This is a genomic window from Tepidibacter hydrothermalis (genome assembly GCF_029542625.1).
Taxonomy (GTDB): domain Bacteria; phylum Bacillota; class Clostridia; order Peptostreptococcales; family Peptostreptococcaceae; genus Tepidibacter_A; species Tepidibacter_A hydrothermalis.
This window is the reverse complement of sequence record NZ_CP120733.1, coordinates 1808282-1829800: the sequence shown is the minus strand read 5'-3', so window position 1 is coordinate 1829800 and position 21519 is coordinate 1808282. Positions and strand designations below refer to the sequence as shown.

The 21519-nt window shown below is 28.2% G+C and carries 24 protein-coding genes and 1 pseudogene; 18 read left to right on the top strand and 7 right to left on the bottom strand.

The features are described 5' to 3' along the window. The first annotated feature begins 1 nt into the window (after position 1). The 17 genes from P4S50_RS08310 (at position 2) to P4S50_RS08230 (ending at position 15233) form a co-directional block, all read left to right on the top strand. Positions 2-1042: an XdhC family aldehyde oxidoreductase maturation factor gene (locus tag P4S50_RS08310; RefSeq protein ID WP_277734341.1), complete on the top strand. Its 1041-nt coding sequence runs from the start codon at positions 2-4 to the stop codon at positions 1040-1042. Beyond that, positions 1039-2154 (top strand): DVU_1551 family NTP transferase, encoded by a 1116-nt coding sequence (locus tag P4S50_RS08305; protein WP_277734340.1) that lies wholly within the window; start codon positions 1039-1041, stop codon positions 2152-2154. Before P4S50_RS08310 ends, P4S50_RS08305 begins: the two co-directional genes overlap by 4 nt. Continuing rightward, entirely contained in the window at positions 2142-2762 is a 621-nt protein-coding gene (locus P4S50_RS08300) for a histidine phosphatase family protein (protein WP_277734339.1), read from the top strand. Before P4S50_RS08305 ends, P4S50_RS08300 begins: the two co-directional genes overlap by 13 nt. After that, positions 2743-4062, top strand: a complete 1320-nt coding sequence (locus tag P4S50_RS08295; RefSeq protein WP_277734338.1) for a DVU_1553 family AMP-dependent CoA ligase — start codon at positions 2743-2745, stop codon at positions 4060-4062. Before P4S50_RS08300 ends, P4S50_RS08295 begins: the two co-directional genes overlap by 20 nt. 255 nt (positions 4063-4317) lie before the next feature. Next, positions 4318-4914: a DUF3793 family protein gene (locus P4S50_RS08290; protein ID WP_277734337.1), complete on the top strand. Its 597-nt coding sequence runs from the start codon at positions 4318-4320 to the stop codon at positions 4912-4914. A 79-nt stretch (positions 4915-4993) separates the two neighbouring features. Beyond that, positions 4994-5293 carry a hypothetical protein gene (locus P4S50_RS08285; protein WP_277734336.1) on the top strand — a complete coding sequence of 100 codons (300 nt, stop codon included), beginning with the start codon at positions 4994-4996 and terminating at the stop codon, positions 5291-5293. 80 nt (positions 5294-5373) lie between these two features. Next, positions 5374-6018, top strand: a complete 645-nt coding sequence (locus tag P4S50_RS08280; RefSeq protein WP_277734334.1) for an MBL fold metallo-hydrolase — start codon at positions 5374-5376, stop codon at positions 6016-6018. Between the two features lie 158 nt (positions 6019-6176). Further along, complete coding sequence (locus tag P4S50_RS08275; RefSeq protein ID WP_277734333.1) at positions 6177-6383, top strand: hypothetical protein; 207 nt, start codon at positions 6177-6179, stop codon at positions 6381-6383. 41 nt (positions 6384-6424) lie between these two features. Beyond that, positions 6425-6841, top strand: a complete 417-nt coding sequence (locus P4S50_RS08270) for a hypothetical protein (RefSeq protein WP_277734332.1) — start codon at positions 6425-6427, stop codon at positions 6839-6841. A gap of 106 nt (positions 6842-6947) precedes the next feature. Next, on the top strand, positions 6948-7691 hold the full coding sequence (gene truA / locus P4S50_RS08265; RefSeq protein ID WP_277734331.1) for a tRNA pseudouridine(38-40) synthase TruA: 744 nt from the start codon (positions 6948-6950) through the stop codon (positions 7689-7691). Between the two features lie 14 nt (positions 7692-7705). Beyond that, entirely contained in the window at positions 7706-8398 is a 693-nt protein-coding gene (locus P4S50_RS08260; protein ID WP_277734330.1) for a FadR/GntR family transcriptional regulator, read from the top strand. 178 nt (positions 8399-8576) lie between these two features. Continuing rightward, positions 8577-10121, top strand: coding sequence for an L-lactate permease (locus tag P4S50_RS08255; protein ID WP_277734329.1), 1545 nt, complete (start codon positions 8577-8579; stop codon positions 10119-10121). Positions 10122-10239: 118 nt separating this feature from the next. After that, positions 10240-11514, top strand: coding sequence for a nickel-dependent lactate racemase (gene larA, locus P4S50_RS08250; RefSeq protein ID WP_277734328.1), 1275 nt, complete (start codon positions 10240-10242; stop codon positions 11512-11514). Between the two features lie 53 nt (positions 11515-11567). Beyond that, the gene (locus tag P4S50_RS08245; RefSeq protein WP_277734327.1) at positions 11568-12356 is read left to right on the top strand and encodes an electron transfer flavoprotein subunit beta/FixA family protein; all 789 of its coding nucleotides are present in this window, start codon (positions 11568-11570) and stop codon (positions 12354-12356) included. An 11-nt stretch (positions 12357-12367) separates the two neighbouring features. Continuing rightward, positions 12368-13588, top strand: a complete 1221-nt coding sequence (locus P4S50_RS08240; protein ID WP_277734326.1) for an electron transfer flavoprotein subunit alpha/FixB family protein — start codon at positions 12368-12370, stop codon at positions 13586-13588. An 11-nt stretch (positions 13589-13599) separates the two neighbouring features. Then, entirely contained in the window at positions 13600-14994 is a 1395-nt protein-coding gene (locus P4S50_RS08235) for an FAD-binding oxidoreductase (RefSeq protein ID WP_277734325.1), read from the top strand. Between the two features lie 110 nt (positions 14995-15104). Beyond that, on the top strand, positions 15105-15233 hold the full coding sequence (locus P4S50_RS08230; protein ID WP_277734323.1) for a hypothetical protein: 129 nt from the start codon (positions 15105-15107) through the stop codon (positions 15231-15233). A 47-nt stretch (positions 15234-15280) separates the two neighbouring features. On the opposite strand, the pseudogene P4S50_RS08225 reads toward P4S50_RS08230, so the two are convergent. The 7 genes and pseudogenes from P4S50_RS08225 to P4S50_RS08195 all read right to left on the bottom strand — a co-directional run bounded on the left by P4S50_RS08225 (position 15281) and on the right by P4S50_RS08195 (position 20969). Continuing rightward, a pseudogene (locus P4S50_RS08225) lies at positions 15281-15883 on the bottom strand (LysO family transporter). Further along, positions 15880-16179 carry a LysO family transporter gene (locus P4S50_RS08220; protein WP_277734322.1) on the bottom strand — a complete coding sequence of 100 codons (300 nt, stop codon included), beginning with the start codon at positions 16177-16179 and terminating at the stop codon, positions 15880-15882. The pseudogene P4S50_RS08225 and the gene P4S50_RS08220 overlap by 4 nt, the downstream one beginning before the upstream one ends. A gap of 97 nt (positions 16180-16276) precedes the next feature. Continuing rightward, on the bottom strand, positions 16277-16924 hold the full coding sequence (locus P4S50_RS08215) for a DUF4397 domain-containing protein (protein WP_277734320.1): 648 nt from the start codon (positions 16922-16924) through the stop codon (positions 16277-16279). A gap of 65 nt (positions 16925-16989) precedes the next feature. Beyond that, positions 16990-17262, bottom strand: a complete 273-nt coding sequence (locus P4S50_RS08210; RefSeq protein WP_277734318.1) for a hypothetical protein — start codon at positions 17260-17262, stop codon at positions 16990-16992. 187 nt (positions 17263-17449) lie between these two features. After that, entirely contained in the window at positions 17450-18736 is a 1287-nt protein-coding gene (gene brnQ, locus P4S50_RS08205; protein WP_277734316.1) for a branched-chain amino acid transport system II carrier protein, read from the bottom strand. A gap of 147 nt (positions 18737-18883) precedes the next feature. After that, positions 18884-20173 carry a branched-chain amino acid transport system II carrier protein gene (brnQ, locus tag P4S50_RS08200; RefSeq protein WP_277734314.1) on the bottom strand — a complete coding sequence of 430 codons (1290 nt, stop codon included), beginning with the start codon at positions 20171-20173 and terminating at the stop codon, positions 18884-18886. Between the two features lie 532 nt (positions 20174-20705). Beyond that, complete coding sequence (locus P4S50_RS08195) at positions 20706-20969, bottom strand: hypothetical protein (protein ID WP_277734312.1); 264 nt, start codon at positions 20967-20969, stop codon at positions 20706-20708. A 273-nt stretch (positions 20970-21242) separates the two neighbouring features. Here P4S50_RS08195 and P4S50_RS08190 point away from each other — a divergent pair, with 273 nt between their 5' ends. Further along, positions 21243-21443, top strand: coding sequence for a hypothetical protein (locus P4S50_RS08190; protein WP_277734311.1), 201 nt, complete (start codon positions 21243-21245; stop codon positions 21441-21443). Positions 21444-21519: the final 76 nt, after the last annotated feature.

Below are 21519 nucleotides of genomic sequence, written 5' to 3'. Positions count from 1 at the left end.
AATGAAGGAATTATATAATGAGGGATATGAGTTGCTAAATAAGGGTGAAAGTTTTGCACTGGCAACTCTTTATAATAGTCAAGGATCAGTTCCAAGAACTGCTGGGGCAAAAATGATATTAAAAAATGATAATTCCATAATCGGCACTGTAGGAGGGGGATATCTAGAAGCCCTTGTTATAAAGGATGGAAAAGAAGTTTTAAAAACAGGTAGAACTATTCAAAAGAATTATAAGTTAAGTAGTAAAGATAAAGATGGAATTGATATGATTTGTGGAGGAGATGTTAGTGTTTTAGTTGAATATGTTGATGCTAATCTTCCAATGAATCTTGATATATATAAAGAAATTATAAATTGTGTTGACAAAGGATATAAGGCATTTTTTATAAAGCAATTTAAAAATAAATCAAAAGATGTGCATAGATATTTATTTAATGATGGTAAGATTCTATCAGATCATAATGACATGAGTATAGTTGATATAAAGAAGATAATCAAAGAAAGTCATACAAGGGACCTTAAGGTTGTAATGCAAGAAAATAATAATATAATAATAGAACCTATATGTAATTGTGGAATAGTATACATATTTGGAGCAGGACATATTTCTCAAAAACTTGCAGACCTTGCATCAAGGATTGATTTTAAAACAATTATCGTGGATGATCGCATAGAATTTGCAAACAAAGATAGATTTCCATTGGCAGATGAAATAAAAGTAATAGAAAATTTTGATACATGCTTTAATAATTTTGTTATGGATAATGATAGTTATATTGTAATAGTTACAAGGGGTCACTCTCATGATTATACTGTTTTAAGAGAATCATTGAAAACTGATGCAAGATATATTGGTATGATAGGAAGCAAGAAAAAAAGAAAGACAACATATAGAGCTTTAGAAAGGGATGGATTTTCTATGAAAGATTTCGAAAGGGTATATAACCCAATAGGAGTTGAAATACATGCAGAAACTCCTGAAGAAATTGCTATAAGTATTGCAGCCGAACTAATAAAGGTAAGAGGAGAAAAAATGAAATGAAGAAATATGCAGCCATAATATTATCAGCGGGATATTCCTCTCGTATGGGTGAATTTAAACCACTTATGGACTTGTATGGGCAAACTGCATTAGAGAGAACGATAAGTATTTTTAAGGAATGTAATATTGACAATATTTATATTGTAGCAGGTTATAAATATAAAGAGATAAAGAATTTTGTTAAAGATTATACACAAGTAATATACAATAAAGATTTTGATAAAGGAATGTTAGAATCGGTAAAAACAGGTGTAGGAAAACTATCCGATGATATAGATGCTTTCTTTGTTCTTCCTGTTGATATACCATCCATAAAGCCATCTACAATAAAAAGTATTATTGATGTATATGAAAAAGGAAATTATACCGTAGTGTACCCTACTTTCTCACAAGAAAAAGGACATCCTCCACTTATATGCACTTCAATTTCTAAGGAAATATTAGAATACAGTGATTTTGGAGGACTAAAGAATATATTGTCTTTTTATGAAGAAAACAGTGGAAATGTTCAGGTTGCAGATAGAGGAATTCTTCTTGATATGGATAAAAAAGAAGATTATAAAGTTATATTAGATCATATGTCATACTTTCCATACCCTGATGAGCTTGAATGTAGAGAAATTATAAGAATTTGTAAAGTGGAGAATGAAATAGAACTACATATGAAATGTGTAGGAAAATTATCGAAAATTATAGCAGAAAAACTTAATGAAAAGGGTTTTGAAATCGATGTAGATCTTACATATACAGGAGGTCTTTTGCATGATATTGGAAAGGGGAAAAAGGAACATGCTAAACAGGGTGCTATGATGGTAAGTAAATTAGGGTATCCTTGTGTTTCAGAAGTGATTAAAGATCATATGGATATACCTGATTTAACTGAAATAGGAGAAAGAGAAGTCGTTTATATATCTGATAAATTACTAAAGGATACATATCTTATTGATATTGAAGAAAGATATCAGTCATCACTTGACAAATATAAAGATTATCCAGATATTATTAAAAATATAAATAAAAGGTTTGATACTGCAAGAAAGATAAAAAACAGGATTGAGGAAATTATAGAATGCAAGATAGAAGAACTACAGGAGTCCGTATGCAACGTTTAATATATCTTATAAGACATGGCGAAACAGAGCTTGGTGGAGAAAAAAGATATGTAGGGCACACGGATTGTTCTCTTTCAAATAAAGGTATTGATAGAATAAAAGGTCTTAAAAGTACTTTTTCAAATATTCCTGTTGACCATGTTTTTTGTAGTGATCTTCTAAGGACAAAGCAGACTGCAAACATACTATTTCCTAATAAAAAGATAGTATCTATGACAGAACTGAGAGAAATTAATATGGGTAAGTGGGATGGACTTACATTTAAGGAAGTAAGAGAACAATATCCTGAAATGTTTGAAAAAAGGATACATAATATTGGAGGTTTTATTGTTCCTGATGGTGAATCTTTTAGAGATTGTCAAAAAAGAGCTTTTCATGCGCTTGAAAAATTAATATCCAATACGAATGGAAATCTTGCTGTATGTGGTCATGCAGGATTTTTTAGATCACTTATTATAGGTCTTCTAAATATGAACCTACATGATATTTTTAAAATAAATCAAGATTATGGATGTATAAATATATTGAAAGTTAGTGAGTCTATAGAAGTTGAAAGTATAAATTTAAAAAAATTATGGAGTGAATACGATGGAAAAAGCAACGTATGAAGAATGGATACAAAAATGTATTTTTGGTCAAACAGTTAACACTCATATGACATTAAAAGATTTGAGAGAATATCAGATAGATAAAGTAAGAAAAGCCATGGACTATGCAAAAAACCATAGTCCATTTTATAAGAGGTTACTAAAGGATATTGATCCTTGTGAAATAAAAAATTTTGATGATTTTGCTAAAGTCCCATATACTTTATCGGATGAATTGAGAAATAAAGCACAAGATTTTTTATGTGTACCTCAATATATGATTTCAAGAATAGTTACGTTAAAAACCTCAGGAACTACAGGAAAGCAAAAAAGACTTTTCTTTACAGAAAATGATCTGGAAAAAACAATAGACTTTTTCCATAATGGCATGCAAAACCTTGTTTCAAGTGGAGATAATATACTTGTTTTAATGCCTGGAGAAAGTTATGGAAGCATAGGTGACTTACTTAAAAAGGGTCTCAAAAGATTTGGCTGTGAGGCGATTATCTTAGGGCCTATCAAAGATCCCATTAAGGTATTAGAATTTATGAAAAATGAGAAAATTGATTGTATTGTTGGAATACCAGTACAAATTCTTAAGCTTGCAAAATATAAAACGTCTAATGAAAAATATAAGGATATACAGTTAAATAGCATACTACTAAGTGCAGATTATGTTCCGAATTCTATTAAAGAAACTGTAGGAGAGGCTTTTGGGTGTCGTGTTTTTAGTCATTATGGAATGACTGAGATGGGATTTGGAGGAGGGGTTGAGTGTAAGTATCTTTGCGGATATCATATGAGAGAAGCAGATTTTTATTTTGAAATTATAGATCCTATATCAAAAAAAGTCCTTCCAACAGGACATGAGGGAGAGGTTGTATTCACAACACTTACAAGAGAGGGAATGCCTCTTATAAGGTATAGGACTGGAGATTATGCACGATTTATAAAGGAACCCTGTAAATGTAGTGATGTTCTTCCTAGAATGGATTATATAAGGGGAAGGATATCAGAAAAGATAAAACTTCAAGGTTTAACTTTAAATATAGGGCTACTAGATGAAGCGATGTTTGGAATAAAGGGACTTGTTGATTATAAGGCATATATTATAGAAAAAGATATTTTACAAATATATGCACAATCATTAAATCAAAATAACCCAGTAAGCAAATTTGATATTAAAAATGCTTTATACTCATCTAAAATTGCTCCGATTTTTAAAGAGGAAAAGCTTTCTTTGGAATACTGTGGAGAACTTCAAAATATAGAGCTAAGTAATGGAATGTTAAAAAGAAAACTGAATAATAAAAGAAACTAGCATTGCTATAACTCTATCAAATAGTAAATTTATTAAAAAATTTAATAATTCTTATGAGAGATTAATACAAAAATCTAGTGATTAAAAATAAATTTAATCACTAGATTTTTGTGTTAATCAGAAATATACGTTATGTCATCGGCCTAAACCATAAATTATTTGACATTTTATCCAAATATGTAATATTATATTTATATAAATGAAAATGATATTAATTTTCAAGTGATATGAATTATCTTGAAAGGCGGATGATATATGAACACTAAATTAAATAATTGTTTTTGCAAAAACGATAATAAAGATTCTTTTACAAAATGGTTATTGCAATTATTAGGACCTGTAATATTTGGAGTAAAACCTGCTGAAATAATAAGTTTCCCATACTCTGACAAACAAAATTTATATAGATTGGCAGAAATAAAACGTATTTTAGATAACAACAATAAAATTTCATACAAAGAATTTAGTTACTGTAATAAATGTACTAAAATATTATTTTATAATTCACTAGAATTAAATAATACATTATCAGAATATAGAAACTTAAAATTTTTAAAATCTATAGGATATCCTAATGAGTACAATTTTAATATATACCTTGATTTTATAATAGAAAAAATGCGAACTGGAAATATTCCGGATGAAATAGGTATATTCCTAGGATATCCATTAAAAGATGTATTAGGATTTATTGGTCATCCTTCATTAAAACTCACAAAAATAAATGGTTGGAGAGTTTATGGAGATTCTAGAATATCAGATATTAAATATATGCAGTTTATAAATGCAAAAAACAAAATGAAAGAATTGTTGAATTACCATAATGTTCACAATGTTTTAAAAGTAATATAAGCATCTAACTTAATCAATACTAATCACTTATAAATATATTTATAAATATAATATATAAAAAAGTAAAGGAGGAATTAATATGCTTAGTTCTGTATATGTATGGATAATATTTATTCTTTTAATTAGTTCAGGATATATATATTATATTTATAAAACACTTGGTGAAAAAGTAGCTTTGAAACAAGCGAAAGAAATCGCATATAAACTTATGCTTTATGCTGAGAAAAACTTCGAAACTAATGATGAAAAATTTGAGTGGGTAGCTCAAAAATTTTACAAAACAATACCTTCCTCTATAAAAAATATAATCACACAAGATATGATAGAAGATTTCTTACAAAAAACATATGATGAAATGAAAGAAGTTTTAAATAATTAAAAATAAATATACAAATTCTTGGGATTAAGTCTCCTTTATTATATAATATATTTAATCTAATATAATAAAGGAGACTTAATATGATATTAAAAAGATTTATTGTAGGTAAAATTAGTACCAACGCATATATAATTCATGATAGACACACTCTTGATGCTGCAGTTATAGACCCCGGTGATAATTCTAAATTATTAATAAACTATATAAATAAAAATAATTTAAATTTAACCCATATAATACTTACTCATCACCACTATGATCATATAGGAGCTGTTAAAGATTTAAAAAAAGAATATAATAGTGATGTGTTAATTCATAAAAAAGATTTAAAAGGACTTAAAAATCCAAGTATAAACTTATCCAAACAATCAAATGGAAAGTCTATATCAATTGATGCAGATAAAATGGTTTCAAATGGATCACTTATACAAATAGGTAATATTTCTTTAGAAGTAATTCATACTCCAGGACATACTAAAGGAGGTATTTGCTTAAAAGCTATAAACCAAGATATAATATTTACGGGAGATACTTTATTTAATGATGGAATAGGAAGATTAGATTTACCTGGAGGTAGTGAAGAAGACATGATAAACTCTATTAAAAATATAATTTCAAAATGGGATAATAATATTCATGTTTATCCAGGACATGGAAATGGAGATACCATGAAAAATATACGCCTTCAAAATGAAGAGTATAAATATATAATTGATCGCTATTAAATATATACTGATTAAATTTCAAAAGATAATATAATTTTCTACTAACTAAAAAATCTTTATTTTAAAGATTTTTTTAGTTTCATTCATAATTCTTAATAATAATTAATATTTTGATAATAATTATATATAAATCATATTAATTATATTAGAGGTGAATTATGGATAATAAATTAGATTATATAAAATATTATTTGAATAATGGGTACAAAATCGAAAAATTAAAAAGAAAAAATAGGCAAATAGGCAAAGTAGTTCTTTCGTATAAAGGTAGACAAAAGAAGATTATAGCTTTATTTGGTGAAGAACTTGACAGAACAGCTCAATTTTATTTTGAATTACTTGATAAAGGATACGATTTATTATAATATATTAACATAATATATTATTCAAAACAGGGGGAAGTAGATTGAATAAAGTATTCACACTAATATTAATAATAGGAATATCAATAGGACTATTATTGGGATCTTCTATAAATATATTAGCAAATAAAAATCATAACCAATCTGAAGGCAAAAAAGAGAATGAATTTTCTCAAACAATAAATAAGGAATCGCAAAATCAAGATGACAATAATCAGATTTCAAATGAACAACCTTTGGAAAAAACTGATACAGAAGAGTACGTAAATATAATTATCCAAAATGGATTTACATCAAATAAAGTAGCTGATATTTTATTTGAAAATCAACTTATCTTTAATAAAAATGATTTTTTGACATTGCTTAAATGTTTAGATTTGAGTTCAAATCTTAGAGTAGGAGAAAAAAAAATAAAAAAAGGAAGTAGCATGATGGAAATTATAGATATAATAACTAATTAATCTACCTATGAAATAGGTAGATTTTTTATTTTTAGTATCATAATAGTGAAAAAATGTTATAATTAAAATATAGATACTATTATACAGTAGAGAGGAAGACTACATAATGAGAAATATAAAAATCACACTTAAATATGATGGAAGTAAATATAGAGGATGGCAAAGATTAAAAGATACAGACATGACTATACAATCTAAAATTGAAAGTGTTATTTCTAAAATGGAAAATAAAGATATAGAAATAATAGGCTCTGGAAGAACAGACGCTGGTGTTCATGCAATTGCTCAAATAGCAAATTTTAAAATTGATTCTGAAAAAAGTATCTCTCAAATACATGAATATCTATATACATATCTACCTCAAGATATAGTGGTAACAAATATAGAAGAAGTTGACCCTAGATTTCATTCAAGATATAATGCTGTTTCAAAGACTTATCTGTATAAGATAAATAATAACAAAATGCACGATCCTTTTTCGAGAAAATATTCAACTCATATACCTAACAAACTTAATATTGATAATATGAAAAAAGCCTGTGAGTACCTTATAGGTGAACATGATTTTTCTAGTTTTAAATCTTCTAAATCAAAAAAGAAATCTAATATCAAAACTATAAATTATATAAACATATCAGAAAATAAAAATTTTATTAATATTAAGATAAATGGAAACGGTTTTTTACATAACATGGTTAGGATTATAGTCGGAACATTGATAGAAATAGGATCTAACAAAATGAAACCTGAGTATATAAATCAAATATTAGAAAGTAAGGATAGATCTTTAGCAGGCCCTACAGCTTATTCTCAAGGACTATACTTACATGGTGTAGAATATAAAAAATAAAAGGAGATTATATAGTGTTTACTCCAGTTAAAAGTACAAAAGTTTACGAACATGTTATAAATCAAATACAAGAAATGGTTATGGATGAAAGGCTAAAAAAAGGAGACAAGCTTCCTCCTGAAAGAGAATTAGCTGAATTACTTGGTGTTAGTAGAACATCTATAAGAGAAGCATTAAGAGCATTACAAGTAATGGGACTTATAGAAAGCAAACAAGGGGAAGGTAACTTTATACGATCTAATTTTGATGACACGTTATTTCAACCTTTATCCGTTATATTTAAGCTTCAAGAAAGTAAACCTGAAGAAATATTAGAACTAAGAAAAATGCTAGAAATAGAGACTGCGGCGCTTGCTGCACATAAAATAACAGACCAAGAAATTGAAGAACTTAAATTTATTATGAATCAATTAAAAGAATGTGAAGATGAAGATAGGAAAGTAAGACTTGATAAAGAATTTCATTATAAAATAGCTGATATATCTAAGAATTCTTTGATTGTAAATATACTAAGTGTTATTTCTAGTTTAATGGATTTTTTTATCAAAGATGCTAGAAAAATTATACTTTCTAATGAGAAAAACAAAGAAATACTTATAGAGCATCATGAAGATATATTTAATGCATTATCTAAAAAAAATGCAACAGAAGCTTCTATTTGTATGGCAAAACATATGGAATTTATATATATAAATTGTATTAATTAAATTATTAACAACCTATTTTGATAAAATAGGTTGTTTTTGTATGTATTAGCATAAACAGATGTGTTTTGAAGAGAATATACGTTAAAAAATAAATTATTCTTGAAATTTTCTGAAAATTGAGGTAAATTAAAAATAAACATGGTATTACCATATTACCATGAGAAAAGGAGGGGATGTATTGAATATTTATGTATTATTTTTAATTGCTTTAATTCCAGTGATATGGCTGATGATCTCTTTAGGCGTTTTGAAAATTCCAGCTCATAAAGCATGTCCTTTAGGTCTTTTAATAACACTAGTTCTATCAATCTTGATATGGAATATGGATTTTACATCAGCTATGTTATCAGCAATAGAAGGAGTAGCATTAGGAATATGGCCTATAATGATTGTAATAATAGCAGCCATATTCACTTATAATTTAGCACTTTATACGAAGAACATGGATATTATGAAATCAATGCTTTCTAGTATAACAACAGATAAAAGAATTCAGGTTCTTATACTAGCATGGGGATTTGGAGGTTTTTTAGAAGCTGTTGCAGGATATGGTACTGCTGTAGCTATTCCGGCAAGTATATTAATTTCTTTAGGATTCGACCCTATATTTTCAGCAGTAATATGTTTAATTGCAAATACTGTTCCAACAGCTTTTGGAGCTGTTGGTATTCCTGTATCTACTTTAGCTAGTGTAACAGGACTTAATGTTAATTTACTAAGTTACTATGTAGGACTTCAGCTAAGTATTTTTATTATAATTATACCGATAGTTTTAGTTATAATCACAACTAAGAGTATAAAAGGTTTGAAAGGTGTATTTGGAATTTCTTTAGCATCTGGTGTTAGCTTTGCAATTCCTCAACTACTATGTGCAAAATATTTAGGAGCAGAACTTCCAGCTTTATTAGGCAGCATCTGTTCTTTAGGAACAATTATTCTCTGGGTAAAGGTTTTCCTTAAAAAAGAAGATGTTCTTGAAAATGAATATAGTGTAAGTACAAGTGAATCAAGTATTACTATAAATAAAATTACTATTAAAGAAGGTATTTTAGCTTGGATTCCGTATATACTCGTATTTATCTTTATTATTTTCACAAGCCCTCTCTTTCCAAACATTAATGAATATTTAAGTCATTTCAAAACTAGCATAATCATTTATGAAGGCAAAACTGTATTTAAATGGATTTCTACTCCAGGAACTTTAATTATATTTGCAGGGTTTATAGGAGGGTTAATTCAAGGTGCTAAAATTAATGAAATAATTAAAGTATTTTTATCTACATTAAAGCAACTCTATAAATCAACAATTACAGTTGTATCCATAGTTGCTTTAGCAAAAGTTATGGGATATAGCGGAATGATTACATCACTAGCTATAGTATTAGTTAAAATTACAGGAAGATTTTTCCCTTTTATATCTCCTATTATAGGAGCTTTAGGAACATTTATAACAGGAAGCGACACTTCTTCTAATGTATTGTTTGGCGCACTTCAGAATGAAGTAGCTAAATCAATAGACGTAAATGCTTATTGGCTTACAGCTGCAAATACTTCAGGAGCTACGGCAGGAAAAATGATATCACCACAGAGTATTGCTATAGCAACTTCGGCTACAGGCATGATAGGAAGTGAGGGTAAAATATTTAATAAAACATTAAAATTTTGTACTGGTTACGTAGTTATTTTAGGTATATTAGTTTATATTGTAAGCTTGTTTATATAAAAAACTATTTATGTTAAAAAATAAACTTTAATGGAAATTTTTAAAATATTATGATAAGATACTCGATAAGTGGTAATACCAATATACCAATATAATTTTATATAAAGGAGGACTATTAATGACTTTAGTTAAAATGCCTTACTCAAAAAAATTTATTAACGTAAGTATTCCAGATAAAAATCTAATCAAAATTTTAGAATCTAAAGCACATAATTATAAACCTGAATTGTCTCAAGAGAAAATAGTACATAGAGCACTAAATAATCCAATAAAGTCCAAATCCTTAGAAGAATTAGTAAGAGGAAAAAATAACGTTGTTGTAATCACAAGTGATCATACACGACCTGTTCCTAGTAAAATTACAATGCCGATAATTTTACAAAGAATAAGAGAGGTAAATCCTAATATAGATATCAAAATATTAATAGCAACAGGATATCATAGGCCTACAACAAAAGAAGAGATGATAAATAAATTTGGAGAAGAAATAGTAAAAAACGAAATAATAATTAATCATATGTCAAAAAACAAAGATGATTTGGTTAAAGTAGGTATACTTCCTTCAGGAGGAGAATTATGGCTTAACAAAATAGCCATGGAAGCTGAAGTTTTAATAGCAGAAGGGTTTATAGAGCCACATTTTTTCGCTGGATTTTCAGGTGGAAGAAAAAGTATACTTCCAGGAATTGCTGGAGCAGAAACTATATTGGCTAATCATTGCTCTGAATTCATATCAAGTAAAAATGCAAGAACTGGGGTTCTCAAAAATAATCCAATACATACTGATATGTTATATGCTGCTAAGGTTTCAAATCTATCTTTTATATTGAATGTTGTGATAGATAAAGATAAAAAAATAATAAATGCATTTAGTGGCGATAGCGAATTTGCTCATGCCAAAGGTTGTAATTTTGTCAAAGATCTTTCTAAGGTCGATAATGTAAAAGCTGATATAGTAGTAACTTCAAATGGTGGATATCCACTAGATCAAAACATATATCAATCTGTAAAAGGAATGACATCTGCTGAGGCTTGTTGCAAGCAAGATGGAATTATAATCATGGTTTGTGCTTGTAATGATGGGCACGGAGGCCAATCATTTTATGATCAAATGGCAAATGCAGCTACACCTAAAGAAATATTAAATAAAGTATTAAAAATTCCTAGAAATAAAACTATACCAGATCAATGGGAGTTTCAAATTTTAGCTAGAATTTTAAATAAGTATAAAGTAATAATGGTAACTGATATGTGCGATCCTCAAATGATTAAAAATATGCATATGGATCATGCATATAGTTTTGAAGAAGCTTTAAATAAAGCATTGAAGTTGAAGGGGGAGAATGCTGAAGTTGTTATCATTCCAGATGGAGTTTCTGTTGTAGTAAAATAACGTTTTTAATGGTATTACCATAATACCCATTTATATAAAATAGGAGGATTTTTATGAATATATTTGTATGTATTAAACAAGTACCAGGCACTACCGAAGTACAAGTAGATGAAAAAACAGGTGTTTTAAGAAGAGATGGTATAGATTCCAAAATGAATCCATATGATTTATACGCAATAGAAACAGCTATGAAAATCAAAGAAGAAAAAGGAGGAAAAATAACTGCAATAAGCATGGGTCCACCTCAAGCAACAGATGTAATAAAAGAAGCATTTATGATGGGAGTTGATGAAGGCGCACTTTTAACAGATAGAAAATTCGCTGGAGCCGATGTTTTAGCTACATCTTATACCATCGCACAAGGTATTAAAAAAATAGGTAATCCAGATATTATAATCTGTGGAAAAATGACAACTGATGGAGACACTGCACAGGTAGGGCCTGAAGTGGCTGAATTTTTAAATATACCTCACGTTGCAAATGTTTTGAGAATTATAGAGACAAAGGAAAATTCTTTGGTTGTTGAAATGGATATGCCAGATACCGTAGAAGTTGTTGAGGTTAACTATCCGTGCCTGATAACTGTAGAAAAAGACATTTTTCAGCCTAGACTGCCTTCATTTAAATTAAAATTATCTAGCAAAGATAGAGAAATACCGTTTTTTAGTATGGATTCTTTTGAGGATAAAGATGAAAATAATTATGGCCTAAACGGTTCTCCTACACAAGTAAAAAGAATATTCCCACCTGAATCAAATATAGATCATGAAATTTGGAAAGAAGAAAGTTTTGAAATTGTAGATAAATTATTTAATAAATTAAAAGAATTAAAATTCATATAGGGGGTTATAACATGGCAAAAATAGTTATTAATAATGATAAAATAAAAAACCCAGAAGAATTAACATCTCTTTGCCCATTCAATGCCATAGAATGCAACAACGGTAAGTTAGACATTAATGCTGCTTGTAAAATGTGTAAGATATGTGTAAAAAAAGGTCCTAAAGGTGTATTTGAATATATAGAGACCAATAAAATAGAAATTAATAAAGATGAATGGAGAGGAATTGTAGTATATGTAGACCATGTTGATGGAAATATACATCCAGTTACATTCGAACTCATAGGAAAAGCAAAAGAAATGGCTGATAAAATAAATCATCCTGTATATTGTTTATTTATAGGTGATGATATAAAAGGTAGTGCAAAAGAACTTTTACATTATGGAGTAGATAAAGTTTATATATATGACAATAAAGAACTTAAACATTTTAGAATAGAACCATACGCTGCAGCTTTCGAAGATTTTATAAGTAAAACAAAACCTAGTATAGCTTTAGTAGGAGGAACTACAATAGGAAGATCTTTAGCTCCTAGAGTAGCAGCTAGGTTCAAAACAGGACTAACTGCAGACTGTACAATATTAGATGTTCAGGAGAATACAGATTTAGATCAAATTAGACCAGCATTTGGTGGAAATATAATGGCTCATATATATACTCCTAATCATAGACCACAATTTGCAACTGTTAGATACAAAATATTCTCTGCTCCTGAAAAAAGTATTAATACAAAAGGAGAAATAATTGTTTGCGATATAGAAGAAGATAAATTAAGTTCTTCTATATCGGTTTTAGAAGTAAGAGATAAAGAAAAAGTATCTGGAATTGAAGAGGCGGAAGTTATTATTGTAGCAGGAAGAGCAATACGTAAATTAGAAGATATGAATATGATTTATAAATTGTCAAATATTCTAAATGCTAAAGTAGCTGTTACACGCCCCTTAATTGAATCTGGATGGGTTGATGCAAAGAAACAAATAGGACTAAGTGGGCGAACTGTAAAACCTAAATTAATTATAACTTGCGGAGTATCTGGAGCTATTCAATTTGTAGCGGGAATGAACAAGTCTGATTGTATAATAGCCATTAATAAAGATGAAAATGCACCTATATTTAATTGCGCACACTATGGAATAATTGGAGATATTTATGAAGTTATTCCGGGATTAATAGAAAAGCTAAGTAATGATGAAGTATTATTAGATAATTTAGTTGCAGCTAGTAAAGGTTAGGGGGGCTTAATATGGATTATAAAAAAATAGATAAATATGATATAGATTTTTTAGTTTCGATTTGTACAAAAGATAGAGTGTTTGTTGGAGAGGAAATTAATGAAGATTTTAGTCATGATGAATTAGCAGGAATAAAAAAATATCCAGAAGTTCTAGTAGAAGTTTTATCAACTGAAGAAGTATCAAAAATTATGAAATATGCATATAAAAATAATATACCTGTAACTCCTAGAGGACAAGGTACTGGTCTTGTTGGAGCAGCAGTTCCTCTATATGGAGGAATAATGATTAATATGAGTAACATGAACAAAATATTAGAGTTAGATGAAGATAATCTAACTTTAGATGTAGAACCCGGTGTTTTATTAATGGAACTATCAAAATACGTAGAAGAACATGATCTTTTTTATCCACCAGATCCAGGTGAAAAAAGCGCCACTATAGCAGGAAATATAAATACAAATGCTGGTGGAATGAGAGCTGTTAAGTATGGGGTTACAAGAGATTATGTAAGGGCTCTTGAAGTAGTTTTATCAAATGGAGAAATTATCAGTGTAGGAGGTAAAGTTGTAAAAAACAGCTCTGGATATAGCTTGAAAGATTTAATAGTAGGATCAGAAGGTACATTAGGCATAGTTACTAAAGCTACCTTAAAGTTACTTCCTTTACCTAAAAAATCTATAAGTTTACTGATACCATTTGTAAATTTAGAAGCTGCTATAGAAACAGTCCCTAAGATTATTAAATCTAAGATTATACCTACTGCTATAGAATATATGGTTAAAGATGTTATTTTAGCTTCTGAAGAATTTTTAGGTATGAAATTTCCTGATAGTTCTGCAGATGCATATCTATTGCTTACATTTGATGGTAATTCTACTCAAGAAATAGAAAAAGCATATGAAAAAGTTGCTCATATATGTCTAGATTCTGGAGCTTTTGATGTACTTATATCAAATACACAAGAAAGACAAGATTCTATATGGAAGGCTAGAGGAGCATTTTTAGAAGCTATTAAAGCATCAACTACAGAAATGGATGAATGTGATGTTGTTGTACCTAGAAATAAAATAGCTGAGTTTGTTAAGTTTGCGGATGATCTTCAACATAAATGCAATATAAGAATAAAGGGATTTGGACACGCTGGAGATGGAAACCTACATATATATATACTAAGAGATGAACTTGACGATAATACTTGGAATAAAAAGCTTGATGAAGTATTTAAGTTAATGTATTCAAAAGCTATAGAATTAGAAGGTAAGGTATCGGGTGAGCATGGAATAGGTTATGCAAAAAGACCTTATCTTAAATCATCTGAAGGTGAATTAATGATGAATCTATTTAAAAATATCAAATTATCATTTGATCCTAAAAATATTTTAAATCCTGGAAAAGTTTTCTAATATAGATACAATTACAATCTAAAAAGCCTCCTTAAGTTACAATTCTAAGAATAATTATCAATGTTTAAGAATATTATTTATAGAAAAAGATAACTAGAGGAGGCTTTTTTATGAACTGTGTATTAAAAATAACAACGAAAGCAAGAGATTTTAAAAACACATTGCAGATATTTATTCAACTTCAAAAATGCGGTTTAATACCAAATGAATTATCAAAATGGGGAAATGATAAAAAGTAGTGAAAAACTTTTTATCATTTCCCCATTCAAATTTCTTAAACATATATTTATCCAAACATGTTATATACAAGTGGTACTAATACTGGTACTAATATGGATAGGATAGCCCCGTTTATAAATGCCATTACAACCGTTTCTTCATCTGTACATTTTATTATAACTGGTAGTGTAGAATCCATAGAAGTAGCCCCAGCAGGTGCTATTGATGTTATATGATTCATTCGTTTAGCTATTACAGGTATTAATAGAACAGATAGCATTTCTCTAAAAACATTGCTTAAAAAAGCTATTGTTCCTATTTGAGCACTACATATTTTAGACAGTATTACAGCCGAAAGACTATACCATCCAAAGCCGCACGATATAGAAAGAGCTATATTAATAGGAATTTTGTATATAAAAGCACATACAATACCTCCAATACAACTTCCTATAACAACTGAAAATGGTATTAAAAGAATTTATAATCCTCGTTCTTTTATTTTTTCAAAAACAGATTTATTTTCTCCAAGATCAATTCCAACAGATAAAATTAATAGGTTCAAAGCTATAGTTGATATTAAATCTATATTTTTTAATATATTCTCAGGAACTATATAATACCCTGAAAGTACACCTAGTAATAAAGCCGATATAATATAATATATCATTTTTCAGTATCCTCCTTTTGGAATTCTTTTGTATTAAAAAATAAATTAGTTATTAGATACAAAACTAATGTACTAAATATTATAGTCATTATAGAAAAAGATATAGCTTGCAATCCTAATGTATTAATTGAATTAAACATCTCTTTATTAGATCCTATTGATATACCCATTGAAAACAAAAGTAGTATAAGAGCAAATAATTGAAATTTTGAATTTAATTTAAGGTATTTATTAGGAATAATTTTGAAGCTTCCTAATAAAATTCCTATCAAAAGACTTAATATAAGAATTTTCACTTTATCATCTCCTTTTAAACGATTATACCAATTTTTTGAATTATATGTAAACTATATTTATAAACAAAATAAAAAACCTCTAAAAATATAGAGGTCCTTATTTTATATAACTATTTCCATCTAAAGGTATTAATACTTGTAGAGGAGGTCTGTCATCTAAAAAACCAACTGCGTATATACTATAAAATCTGTTAGGTTTAAGGTTAATATTAGGTACTGTTAAAGCTGTTTGATCAGTTCCTGCAACTTTGGCTTCAACTGTATAATTACCCGGTGGTACAGGTACATATTCTGTTATTTCTTCATACCCGATATCTTCAAATAATATAGTTCCATTAGGTAAAGTTATATCTACATTAGGTGTATTTGGAGATAGGTGAACAAACCTAACCATAGTTTTGTTGTTAGGTATAGGCTCCACAGGTTCTACTATAGGTAATAAATCTAAATCAGATGCATAACCTGTAGCAGCGACTGTTGCTATTGTGTCATTAGGAACCTGAATATTTTTTACTAAAACTGGGTTTTGTGTAGTTCCAGATACAAAAACAGATATTACATAGTTTCCAGGAGCGACACTAATATAGGGAGTAAAACCTTTATAAGGTATATTTTTAGCTATTAAATTGTTATTCGCATATATATCTACAGGTGGAGCATCTGGAGAAGCATGTAATACTCTAATGTAAGAAGGTTTTATTTGTCTAATATATGGCATATATGGATATAAAAATCTATTAATCATAATCTCAACACCTTTCAAATATCTTCTATATAATATATGATTTTATTCAAAAGATGTTAACTTAACTATTTGAAGGTTATAGGATATCCATTATTAATATCATATCCAAGACCTATTAATCCACCAATTATTATCAATGTAAATATTGATATCATAACTATTTTATCAAATTCATTTTTCTTAAAACTTTTTCTAAGAGCATACATACAAAATAGTAATACAGATCCTACTATAAATATAAAATACGGTATTATTCCAAAACTATCTATAAACCATTTTATAAAATAGTGAAATATAATAAATTTAGGTGAGGGGAAATCATAATCAGAAACGTTCATAATAAAACTCCCTTCTGTTTTGTTTGAAAAGTTAAACTTTTCTAAAAATTCTTAATTTTATTATATAACATAATTTCTTAAAATAAAATAAAAAAACATCAACTTTAGGATGAAAGTTGATGTTTTTTTATTTATAAATTATAGAAGTTTCGAATTTTCATATATAAAATTAAATTAAGCACGATAATTATACTGTATGTTGTTTTTTCATAGTAGCCATGGCAATTAAAGATCCTAATATAGCCGGTGTTAACCATGCAAAACCAGAACTTGCTAATGGTAATTTAGATAGTATAGAATTTATGTTTGATATTTGTATACCTATAGCGCTTAAAGCATCAAATAAGCTTACACATAAAGCTCCATATACAGCTCCTGTATAAGCAGCTTTATTAGGTATGTAATCATCGAAAATATTCATAACTATTAGTATTATTACAATAGGATAAACCGTTACAAGCAACGGAACTGCAACTTTAACTATAGTTTCAACTCCAAAATTAGAAACCACTGCACTAAAAACAGCAACCCCAATTACTATTACCTTATAACTTAGTTTACCTTTTGATAGTTTAGAAAAATATTGACCGCAAGTTGCTGTAAGTCCTATTGATGTAGTAAGACAGGCTAAAGATACAGCTAACCCTATTATAATCTTACCTGTATTACCTAATATACTTTCTGTAATACTTATTGTAAGTTGAGTCTTTGTAATATCAGATGAAAATACAGTATTAGATGTAGCTCCTAAATACATTAAACCTCCGTATATAATAGCAAGTCCACTAGCAGCTACAAGACCAGCAAAAGTTGATAGTTTTACTTGATCTTTAATATCTGTATATCCTTTTTGAATTAAAGAATTTATTACTATACCAGCTAGTATAACGGATCCTAAAGCATCCATTGTTTGATATCCTTCTGTAAATCCATTGGAAAATGCATTTTGGATTCCTGTATCAGCAGGTATTCCTATAGGACTTATAATTCCTTTAATAATTATAATTAAAAGAGATATTAATAGAACAGGTGTAAGAACTTTTCCTATTTTATCGACTATATCAGATGGGTTCATAACTAGATATAGTGTTATACCAAAAAATATTATAGATACTAATACGGGACTTACTTGAGGAAATAAAGGTCTAATTCCCATTTCAAAAGTAGTAGCACCCGTTCTAGGTATAGCTAAAAGAGGGCCTATAGCTAAAACTATAATAGTACCTAATATTTTACTAAATGTTGGGCTTATTTTATCAGCCAAATCACTTAAACTACCACCAGCTTTAGAAGCAGCTATAATTCCAAGTACAGGCATTCCTATACCTGTTAATAAAAATCCTAGAAAACCCGTAACCCAAGAAGTACCGGTTTGCATACCAAGAGCAGGAGGGAATATTAAATTTCCTGCACCAAAGAACATTGCAAATAGTGCAAATCCCACTACAATAATATCTTTAGATTGTTTATTCATATCTCTATAACACCCCTTTTAAAGAATTTTGAGTTTAATCCAAATATTAGATTTAATTCAAAAATTCGGAAAATTAAAACTAAAAAAATATATGTTTTTTAAAAATCCTTATCGTCTTGAGTAGACGATAAGGATTTTTTTTATTTATTATACATTTTCTTGCTTTTTCTTCATAGTAGCCATAGCAATTATAGATCCTACTATAGCTGGTAATATCCATGCGAATCCTGAACTAGCTAAAGGTAATTTAGAAATTAATTCACTCACAGCTGTTACTGGAGTACCCATAGCAGCTAAAGCGTCAAATAAACTGATACATACTGCTCCAAATACCGCTCCTGTATAAGCAGTTTTATTAGGTATGTAATCATCAAATATATTGAAAACGATCAATATTATACCTACAGGATATACTGTTACAAGTAGAGGAACTGCTATTTTAACTATTGCATCAACTCCGAAGTTAGACATAACAGCACTGAATATAGTAACACCAATAACTATAGGTTTGTAACCAATTTTACCATTTGAAAGATTAGAGAAGTATTCTCCACAAGTTGCTGTAAGTCCAACTGCAGTAGTTAAACATGCTAAAGATACAGATATTCCTATTAAAGCTTTTCCAGCATTACCTAATATACTTTCTGTAATACTTATAGTTAATTGAGTTCTTGCTATATCAGCTGGGAATACGCCACTTGATGTAGCTCCTAAGTACATTAATCCACCATATACAATAGCAAGACCTGCAGCTGCTACAAGACCAGCCATTACAGTTAATTTAATTTGATCTTTAGTATCAGTGTATCCTTTTTGAACTAAAGAACCAATTACTATTCCTGCGAAAACCATAGAAGCTAAAGCATCCATAGTTTGGTATCCTTCTGTAAATCCTTTTGAAAATGCATTTTGCATTCCTGTATCAACAGGAGATCCTATAGGATTCATAATTCCTTTGATTATAACAACAAGTAAAGATATTAATAAAACAGGTGTAAGAACTTTTCCTATTTTATCAACTATTCCAGATGGGTTTATAACTAAGAATAACGTTACTCCAAAGAATATTACAGATACTAATATAGGGCTTACTGATGGGAATAAAGGTGCAAATCCCATTTCAAAAGTAGTAGCACCCGTTCTAGGTATAGCTAAAAGAGGTCCTATAGCTAGCATTATAACTGTTCCTATAATTTTACTAAATGTAGGATTAACTTTGTCAGCTAAATCACTTAAACTACCACCAGCTTTAGAAGCAGCTATAATTCCAAGTACAGGCATTCCTATACCTGTTAATAAAAATCCGATTAACCCAGGTACCCAAGCATCACCCGTCATAAGTCCAAGAGCAGGTGGGAATATTAAGTTTCCTGCACCGAAAAACATTGCAAATAGTGCAAATCCTACTACGATTACATCTTTAGATGTTTTGTTCATTTTATTTCCTCCTTAAATTTCTTGTAAAAAATTTTTCTTATAAAATAATTACATTATAATAAAATAATTATTTATATTAAAAACTATAATAATAATTAAAGTCTTTAATATACTTATGGAATATATCGTCTTGAGTGAATTTTATGACAATTCATTCCAAAGCTTTGCTAATTCACAATAATTATAACAACATTCATTAGAAATATCAATAGATTAAAGCTTGCGTGACTTTTGGCAATTTTTTTTATATTCAAAAAAAAGAAATAATAACATTTTTTAAAATCAAATAAAAAAAAGCATACATTTTAACGCATGCTTTTTTTATTTTAATTTATTTTTTGTAATTATTAACATCTTGCAATAACTAAATTTGATCAAAATGTAAAATATTATTTATTTTTTGCAATCTTTAGAAAATACAAAAAAAAGATTTTTGAAACCTTGTTTTTTTAAGGTTGTTTAATGATTATTTATTGAATATTGAATCAGGCACAAAAAAATCGTATAATATTTAAAATATAATTTTATATTTTCAAGAAATATAATTGTGCATTAGATTTGAATTTGAATTATAATTTACAATTGAGCTACTATTCATCTCTATATCCACTGCTTTATTAGGTTGTCTCAAAGGAGTCAGTAGAGAAAACAAGCCAACGATACTGAGTATAACCATAAATACCATTAATAAAACCTTATTATTTTGAAATTTTATTTTTTTAAAATAATTATTTTTACTTTGTTGTTTGTGTTTAATCTTTTTTTTAGCTAAATTAAAATCAATAACCTTTGACATACTCTAACCCCCTTTTAAATATTAACTTCTATTATATATTATTATAGCAGATAAACAACGTGAATAGCTTAAGTTTTTAGAAAATTCACTATTTTTAACTTTTTTCTTGAAATCAAAGCTTAAAATCTTTATTATTTCTTTACCCCCATAGATCAAAAATACACAATTCTTTATTTTATATTAACTTTATATAATAGATATATTTACACAGTATTTATTAAATGTTATGATTTATTTCTAAGATTAATAACTAAATATTGAGGAGAGTGTTTAATGAGAGAAGAATGTAAAAAATGTGGTTTATGTAAAAATGTAACTATAGAGCCTTTGGAAGGGGAGTATATAGAATTAAAAGATGATAATATAGTTTTAAAAGAAAATAAGAATTCCTTAAATAAAATTAAATATACTCAGCAGCCAAAACCTTTACCAAAAGAATATATTGAGTTAATAGATGATTTTGAATGTAAATAGAAAAATATTAAACTGATATCAAATTAAAAAACCTTATTGCAAACGCAATGAGGTTTTTTAATTATAAAATAAAATC